Here is an 8,442-nt window from a genome sequence, read left to right on the forward strand (position 1 = left end):
GATGTAAGCATGGCTTTGGAGCATTATCTTTGTGAATATATTTGGGACAAGTGAGCAAACGTATTAAGACTTTCCCCGATCTGAGAAATTAGAAACGCTCTGATGTTGTACCTAGTAAATTACGATTCATTTCCAGAATTGGACATAAAAGATTAGAAACGGATAATGGGAGGGTTTGCTTCACAACATCTTGCATAACACTATAGGTAAGATCGCAGGCTTTCTGTGCTCCAAATGCCTGCATGATCGTCTGAAACCAATATAGAAATTGTTCTTTGAGCAGATCTGGGTCGTCGAATAATAGGGTAATCGCTGTATAACGCAGTACTAGGATCGTGTCACGTTTCCATTTGTCATTAAGGTCTTCTTTGCCTTTAACAAAAATAGAAGGATCCTGCGATCGCATTTTGAGCTGAACTTTCTCAACAATTTGTTGCTCAGCTTCTTTAATCTTGCCATAGGCATCGACTCTAGCGCTAAATGATTGAAAATAGTTATCTAAGAACTGAAGTTCCGTATCGCTAGCATAGCGGTTCTCTACTTCTAAACTCAACCGTTGCAGGTTACTTAGCATTTAGCATTCCCAAAAATGAACAAGTTTTTCATCAGGCACAATCCCTATTATCCACAGTTTTTAATTTAACATTAGGTAACACGCGATCAGATCGGTAATTGCCGAAATATGCCTGATGTTTTTCCTTTGTGATTCAAATCAATGCACATAATGACAAATTGTGGTTTAAATTGAGCTAAACCATTTTTTTATAAATAAGGTCAAATCACTGTTTATGCGTCTACATTAAGGTTAGGTTATGGCTAAAGATCTGGAATTGTATCAGTGGTTTGAGTCCTTAGGTTGGCCGCGTTCCTATGCAGGCAAGGCTTTTCTCGTAGCCTTTGTTGTGATCCAAGTACCGATGATTGCACTCATCGTCTATATCTTGCTTACCCCACATGAATCATCAAGGTTAAGCCTTTTAATCCTTCTACCTTTGGCAACCTTGCTGGGCGGTATCTTGGTGATTTCTGCATTTAAATTGCTACTTGAACCTGTAAAACTTGCAAGGGAGGCACTTGATTCTTACGTAGGCGAAAATCAGGTGATACCCCTACCCACACATTTTCGGGATGAGGTTGGCTCTTTGCTAAGCAATATCGCCAAAGTAATTCAGATCTTTGAAATTCGTCGTTCTAATCTCGAACAAATTGCCGTTAAGGACTACTTGACTGGTTTATTAAATCGACGTGCTGGTGTGGAACGATTGCAGCATAGCTTAGATCTTTCCTTTCGCAATGAGCTACCTTTATGTATTGCTGTTGCAGATGTGGACTATTTTAAGAACATTAATGATAACTACGGTCATGCGATCGGCGATCGCGTTCTGATTGCCTTAAGTGAGAGTTTGCAACAAATTGTGCGCGGCAGTGACTGGGTAGCACGTTGGGGCGGCGAAGAGTTTTTAATCGTCCTCTACACCGACCTTGAGGGAGCCAAAATTGCCCTAGAAAGAATTCGAGAGGGCATTGCTCAATTAAAAGTTAGTACTGGCTTACCAGACAATTCTGAGCTAACCTTCACAACTAGTATCGGATTTACCCTAGCGATCCCCAATGACACAATTTATACTTCTGTGGAGAGGGCAGACAAAGCGCTTTATACCGCCAAACGCGAAGGTCGTAACCAAGTGATTCATTTTACTGGCGAATGGACGCAGATTAGTGCTTAAACTTTAAGGTATTTTAAAAAGCAAAACATTCCAACCCAGAACTTATCACTCGATCTAATCAGTCCTCAACCCGAAGACAGGGGTAAGATGATGCGGCTGAGAATGCGGTTATCTTCTAACTGGTAAAGGGATAGTTCTCCACCTGCCTCATGCATGAGACTTTGGCAAATTGATAGGTGTAGACCGGGTGGTTGATCCAAGATAGACGGCATGAGTGGATCGATGGTTCTACCCTCTTGCAATTCACTGAGCAGAGTTGCATCGACAGTGCCATAGTCCGTGATCGAGAGTTCGAGCGATCGCTCGTCAATTTGGCGACACCATAGGTCAATTCTGCCATTAACCTCAGAGCGTCCGCAGGCAAATAGCAGCAGTTCGTTGATAATCATCTCAATTTTGGCAATATCTCCGCCAACAAGCACATTTGCCTGATTGTGTACTTGCGACCAAATTTGTCGTTGTTTGATCAGGGGATCGACACGTTCTAAGGCACGTTTGAGCATTCCTGCTAACGGTGAAGTCTCAAAGTTGGGACGCAAGCGCCACTGCTCTTTACGAATAATTTGAGGGAGGGGGGATAACGAAGCTTGCAACTGTTTAAGAGACTGTTGCAGACGCATATTCGTAACCGCATCATTCTCTCCGTTAGATCTAGAATCTACCTCTAAAAGCCTCTGTACGCCGCCACTGACACTACGATAGACATCTTCAATGCGTCGGTGCTTGTACCAGTTGAGACGCTCTAGCTCTTGACGATGGTGACGTAGGTGATCGACCAAGACCAAGTGGCGACGAGACCAAGCAAGTTGGTTGGCTAACATGATAAAAGCCTGTAGTTGTCGATCTTGCCAACGCCTTCCTGCTTTGTCAGCCACCAAAATCATACCTGTGGATTGATGCTCAGGAGTGGTGCGTAGAGCAATGAGTAAAATACTGCCAATACTAGGAGCATTGAGCCACGAACGGGTTGAATCAGGCAAATCATTCACCGTGAGGGGTAAAATCCCTTCCGTTTGCAAAGCCCATTCGACCAACGTGTCCTCTTCGATCGCAAGCATGGTCTCAGAAATATTGAGATTAAAGTCATCTCGACTAGCAAAGTGAGAAGCAATTTGCCCCCCTGGTCTGCCCGGTAGCCAAGTAATCAATACCGCTAGAGGAGCCTGCATCACCTGTGCCATCAGTTGGGTTGAGATCGGGTGCAACCGCTCGATAGTTGTAGCCTGCTGGAGTGCAACCAGACCAAACTGAACTGCCTGTTGTAGTTTTTGACGTTCGTCAGCTTGGCGTTGCAATTCGCCTTGATGCAGGATGAGTCCCACCTGCTGTGCTACCGCTTGCACCATCTCTCTTTCAGGACGCGACCAAGTACGAGGGGTTTCATGCCCAATGGCTAAGATCCCTTCTAAAGATTTGCCAACTGAGGTGCTGCTAATAATCAGCGAGCGAATATCAAGTTCCACCAAAGGTGGTCGCCAAGACAAAAATTTAAAATCGCTCTCATAGTTCTCGATGGTCACTGCCTCATTGGACTGCTCCATCATCTGAAGATCGACCTGAGACAACTCTGCCAAAAATGTCGGTAAAGGACGACGATTTTTGGGGTGATGCTGAAAGTAAACGCGCAATGCACCCGTATCGCGATCGAAAAGAGCGATCCAAAAGCGCTCTACGCCAAGCCTTTGACATAATTGATCGGCTGCTAATTGCAGTGAATCTTGCCAGTCCTGCTCTGAAAAGATCGCTCGGGCAATTCCTGCTGTGAGTAATTGATCTGAGGCAATACGCTCCAGCGTTGCTTCCATTTCTTCGAGCGGAGCTGTCATTGCCACCAATTGCGCACAACCTTTGACAAAATTGCGTTCGTCATCTGTCCAAAGGCGAGGCTCGTCACCTTCAACACAGAGAAACCCCATTAATTCTGATTGAAATAATATGGGGGCAACGATAATTGATTCAGCCCCAAACTGCTCCATAATGCGATTGTTTAGTTCGCTCTTGGTCATGCTATTAACATCCACAACCGTAACCAACTGGTCTTTGCTCAATGCCTGATAGAGGGCAGGAGCATTTTGCACGGTGACACCCGCTGTGACATCAGTTCGATCTTTGCTGGGGCCTTTTTGCTTGTTGGTGACCCTGCGCCAAAAGTAACGATGTTCGCGCTCAAACCAATAGATATGCGTGCGCGCAGGCATGATGAAATTGTGGGTTTGATTGACAATCTCATCCAATCTTTGGTTAAGCATGGGTAGATTGCGCAAGCGATCGAGCATAACCAGTAACGGTTCGTCGGGTCGCTTGGTATTTTGATGCTGCCAGTCTGATTCGATGCGGTTGAGAGAAGCTCCAAGACTACCCATCACGATAGACAGACGTGCTTTTTCTTCAGCTCTTGGGGCAACGTTCCACAAATGTGACCCCAAGAGGACAACCCCAAATGCTAAGTCTTTGTGATAAATCGGCCAGACTAAGGTACCTTGTATTTCAAATTTCTGTGCGGCTTTTTGCCATTCTCCACTGCGTTTTTCTTGGCGCAGATCGGCGATCGGGACTGGACGCTTTTGCATAATCACTTGATCGAGCAAATCACCTGCGTTTAGGGCAAATCGTTCTCTTAAAAATTTAATATCACCCGCAGGGGTTGTTCCCCCTTTACCAACAAGGCGATGATTGGCACGATCGTAGAGTGCTAACCAGATCAGTTTGTATTCAAAGTTATCTTTTAGATAATCGAGGGTAGCAGCAACAAGCGCCTCTATGTCTTCTTCTTCTCGCAAGAACTGCATGACGCGCCCCAAGTTTACGAATTGACGTTCCCAGGGACTGGCTGCTGCTTGACTCATATATTTATGTCCTAACTTCCTCTACTTTAGTAGCCTAGCGGCGCTTCCTCTGGGAGTAACACGTTTGAATCAGGGTTATACATTGCCTACAAACAAGTTTTTTATCTTGAAATGTGTTGTTGAAATCAAATTACAATACTAACAACAATTCTGATTTATCTTAGCTTTAATAAGTTTTACATAACTGACCTTACTTAGAAAGTATAACCAGATGTAATTTAGAGTAATTCATTCTAATCTATCGATCTTCAACTAGCCACTCTAGCGATCGCACTCCTAACTCTAGGGGAATGTTAACAGCTTTTCCCAGTCGAGGACGGGATTTCGTCTTTACAATAAACTCTTTTACCTGTTCGACGGTTCCCCAGTCATTTAAATGAGCGGCGATCGCGTTTAGGTGATCCAGATAATCTGTCTCGCTAAGGGGAAAAGATGCCTGCTCTTGGTATCGCCACATTACCTGTGCCATAATTCGCCCTTGGGTGCGGCGCAACTGCACATCGTAGGAATGTCCCCACTTGTTTAAAATGAGTTGGCGCAGCTCTTGTCCAGTCATGAGTTTTATTGAGTTATACCATTTCAGTAGCTATCTGATACGAGATACAAGACATACTACATTTTCTGAACAAATGCTACAAGGTTTTGAGAGAGTTAAATTTTTTTAGTACTTAAATTTTGGTAATTGCTTAAAAATCACTCTAAGGCAAATAAGCTCTAAAGGAAGACTATGCCATGATTTAATGCCCCATCTATTGTTCTTTTTGGGAATGAAAGTTTGCCTAATCGTAATTTGTTTGGGAAGCAGAAATTGTGGTGAGGGCAGAGTCATATTTATACGATCGCATAACTGCATGGAAGCTAACCAATAACCGTATAGCCCTAAACAACCCCAAAAGCCCAAACTGCCTTGGCTAGTTCTGTCATGAGCATTTGGCAAACTCTAAGAAATTCATGCCCAGATCGGTCAATCTCTGCGCGATCGCTAGGTAAGTAACGGATGAACAATTTAGCGCGATCGCCATTTAATGTTGTTGATTTTGTGCAGAACGGAATTATCGAATCAACCATTGAACCATAAAGAAGCGTTCCTATGGGCAAAACTAAAAAGCGATCGCAGATGCGATCGCTTTTTAATCAGTTGAAATTGTCGTAACATGATTCAATCCTTCAATCCTTCAAAAACAATCGCGATCGCGCTGAGAGACATTAATCCTAAACTTACCCTCCAAAGAATCTCCCAGATGATGGGAAGTACAGAGAAAAGCAGAGAGAGTGCGTTAAATATGGTTGCGATCGGGGAAGTGAAATATCTTAAAAGTGTAATGTATGATTTTAATCATGAGGCTTTTGCCGTCTCATTGTAAAGTTTGGATTTACCAATACAATCTATTTCTTCTCATTAAGTAATGCGTTGAGATATTCTCTGAAATCTTTGTACCCCTCTAGTGGAGCAAGAGTAATTGCAATACTTCTAATTTTAACTGAGTTTCCACTGTCAATGGCAGCAACAAGCTTATCTAAAAGCTGCAATTTGTAATCGTTGGTATTTTTCGCACCCTCCATTTCCACTCTTAGTTTTTCAGCTACGGCTCTTTCTTCATCAGCTGAACCACCTAGATTAAATATTGCTCCAATTATTGCCTCATTCCCTTGAGGAGTCATTCTAGCAATACCAAAAAGACAGACTCGACTTGCACAAGAAGGTACGGTCAAAGTTCCATTAAAAGTGCCATTATTTATCTGGAGACCGCTACCATTGTTCTCTATACTTGCTGGGATCGTGCCAGTTAGAGATGTTGTGGGAGCTATTTGTCCTTCAGTGTAGTTTTGTGCGGTTTGCGCGATCGCACCTCCCTGTAATGTTGACCATAAAAGCAAAGATAAACCAAAGTATTTTGTTTTGACCATTGGTAAAGTTCCTCTTTATGAAAAGCGATCGCACTTTACGGAGGAGCAAAAATGCGATCGCTAAGTAGACTAAATAATTTAGCTATCTCGCCCAGAAGGAAATATCACGGCGACCATTGATGGATGTTCCAAATTGAGTCGATCTTGCATTAGAGCAACCCGCTTCATTAACCAATCTAGTGCCAACATATTGATTTGCACCACGAACCGTAATCCGTCCGCGACCATCAATAGATTCAACGATTCCCACATGTCCAAAAGAAGTATTCGAGCCAGGGAAACTACGCTCCATTATAACAATTGTCCCAACTCTAGGTGCAACTTGACGGAATCCGTTGCGTTGTAGGAAACCATCGTTCCAGTCTCCTGCGTGTGGGAAACCCCGTAAACCAAAGCGGTTAGCAACATACTGTGTGCATTGGCACGAGGGAGATGCTTCACTAGATGATGGCATTGCTCCCAAAGAGGCAAACATAGGCGCTCCAACAAGTACACCACTAGCTAGAACAGATAAAAGTTTAGATGGTTTCATGGGTTGTTTTCTCCTTTTGAATGGAACTTAAATTTTTGTTTGGGCTTGGTTGCCTTCTTTCTCATGAATTTAGAATCCCATAGTCGTATCGGCTGATTCAGCTAACAGAGTTGTACAAATAGTTAGTAAAACTGAAAAATGTGTTAGTTTTTTTTAGTACACATAACTAATTTGTTAGTGAAAATGTCTATGCCAACGCAAAACCTTGATGCTAGCTACTTTTCTGAGGCACAGAAAGATTGGGATCTTGAGCGTTTACTAAAAGATCTAGAGGCTAGACAACAGAAAAAGCTGCCAACAGCGCAACAACGAAATTTACGGGCTATTTTGCTTGGGCATAGCCCAAAGGATGCATCCCAGAAGTTGCATATGGCAGAAACATCATTAAAGCCAGCTTTTTCTGCCTTGTATCGGCTGATCGAAGACCTAACAGATCAGCCAAATACAACCGTTACCTACAAAAATGCGCCCCTAGTGTTAGCAAAGTATCGAAAGGAAGCAATGTCTATCAATGCAAAGTTCAATCTACTGGGGAGGGACAGCGATCGCCTTGAGTTAGAAAAGCTCAGGAAGCAACATAAAATCGTTTTGCTTAAAGCAGGTGCTGGCGTGGGCAAATCGACTTTATCGCGTGCTTTCCTTGAAACGCAATTTAAGAAAGTGATCGAGATCAAGATGGGTGCAGAGTTTGGGAAAGTTACGCCTGTGGAAGAGAAGGTGTCGCAAATCTTGCAACAAAACTTTGATGAAGAACCAAGTCATGACTTTCAGACAAATTTAGAGATTTGGAGACAAAAGTTATCCGATCGATCTTGTCCTGTTGGTGTACTGATGGATAATCTCGAACCAACGTTGGATGAAAACTATCGATTTCGGGAGAGTTTGCGTGGCTATGAGGATTTGTTGCGAGTTTTATGCGATCGCGATGTCTGTTCGTTTACGCTGATCACAAGCCGCAGATCGCTGGTTGCTCAACGGGTCACATTGCGCGAATACAAATTAGAGGGGCTAAACATTACAGCATGGCAACAATGCTTCCGAGACTGTGAGAATGCTGAAACTTCAGAAGCACTAATACAAATGTGCGAGGCATATAATGGTAACGCTAAGGTAATGGATATTCTGCATGGTGCGATCGCAAACCGTTTTGATGGCAATATTGAATCTTACTGGAATCGATACAAGAATGCTTTACTTGCTGATTCGGAATTAAAAACTTTAGTTACTGTGGAAATGGATTGGCTGCGAGACAATCAACCTGATGCCTATAAATTGTTTTGTAGAATGGGTTGCCACCGCTATCAGGATATCAAAACCGTTCCATTTGAAGGATTACTTTGTTTGCTATGGGATGTACCTGAATCTCAAAGAGCCTATATTAGAGTTGTTGGGAAATAAAAACAAGTTGTGGACAGGGTTTTCCTCTTCC

9 protein-coding genes are annotated in these 8,442 nt (G+C 43.2%); 3 read left to right on the top strand and 6 right to left on the bottom strand.

What is annotated here, in order from left to right:
* Positions 1–88: 88 nt before the first annotated feature.
* A complete protein-coding gene (locus V2H45_RS15690; protein ID WP_330484598.1) occupies positions 89–574 on the bottom strand; it encodes a globin family protein in 486 nt (161 codons plus the stop codon).
* Between the two features lie 238 nt (positions 575–812).
* On the opposite strand from V2H45_RS15690, the gene V2H45_RS15695 reads away from it, so the two are divergent.
* Entirely contained in the window at positions 813–1,727 is a 915-nt protein-coding gene (locus V2H45_RS15695) for a GGDEF domain-containing protein (RefSeq protein ID WP_330484599.1), read from the top strand.
* A 65-nt stretch (positions 1,728–1,792) separates the two neighbouring features.
* Here the strand turns inward: V2H45_RS15695 and V2H45_RS15700 are convergent, their stop codons facing one another.
* The 3 genes from V2H45_RS15700 to V2H45_RS15710 all read right to left on the bottom strand — a co-directional run bounded on the left by V2H45_RS15700 (position 1,793) and on the right by V2H45_RS15710 (position 5,641).
* Complete coding sequence (locus tag V2H45_RS15700; RefSeq protein WP_330484600.1) at positions 1,793–4,573, bottom strand: GAF domain-containing protein; 2,781 nt, start codon at positions 4,571–4,573, stop codon at positions 1,793–1,795.
* A gap of 238 nt (positions 4,574–4,811) precedes the next feature.
* Entirely contained in the window at positions 4,812–5,129 is a 318-nt protein-coding gene (locus V2H45_RS15705; protein ID WP_330484601.1) for a DUF3067 family protein, read from the bottom strand.
* Positions 5,130–5,452: 323 nt separating this feature from the next.
* Positions 5,453–5,641 carry a hypothetical protein gene (locus V2H45_RS15710; protein WP_330484602.1) on the bottom strand — a complete coding sequence of 63 codons (189 nt, stop codon included), beginning with the start codon at positions 5,639–5,641 and terminating at the stop codon, positions 5,453–5,455.
* A gap of 86 nt (positions 5,642–5,727) precedes the next feature.
* Between V2H45_RS15710 and V2H45_RS15715 the strand changes: the two genes are divergently transcribed.
* Complete coding sequence (locus V2H45_RS15715; protein ID WP_330484603.1) at positions 5,728–5,937, top strand: hypothetical protein; 210 nt, start codon at positions 5,728–5,730, stop codon at positions 5,935–5,937.
* Between the two features lie 22 nt (positions 5,938–5,959).
* Here the strand turns inward: V2H45_RS15715 and V2H45_RS15720 are convergent, their stop codons facing one another.
* Together V2H45_RS15720 and V2H45_RS15725 are read right to left on the bottom strand one after the other, a co-directional pair.
* A complete protein-coding gene (locus tag V2H45_RS15720; protein ID WP_330484604.1) occupies positions 5,960–6,481 on the bottom strand; it encodes a hypothetical protein in 522 nt (173 codons plus the stop codon).
* Between the two features lie 82 nt (positions 6,482–6,563).
* Positions 6,564–7,013, bottom strand: coding sequence for a CHAP domain-containing protein (locus V2H45_RS15725; RefSeq protein WP_330484605.1), 450 nt, complete (start codon positions 7,011–7,013; stop codon positions 6,564–6,566).
* A 189-nt stretch (positions 7,014–7,202) separates the two neighbouring features.
* Between V2H45_RS15725 and V2H45_RS15730 the strand changes: the two genes are divergently transcribed.
* A complete protein-coding gene (locus V2H45_RS15730) occupies positions 7,203–8,411 on the top strand; it encodes a hypothetical protein (protein ID WP_330484606.1) in 1,209 nt (402 codons plus the stop codon).
* The last annotated feature ends 31 nt before the right edge of the window (positions 8,412–8,442 follow it).

The organism is Tumidithrix elongata BACA0141 (assembly GCF_036349135.1).
Lineage (GTDB): Bacteria > Cyanobacteriota > Cyanobacteriia > Pseudanabaenales > Pseudanabaenaceae > Tumidithrix > Tumidithrix elongata.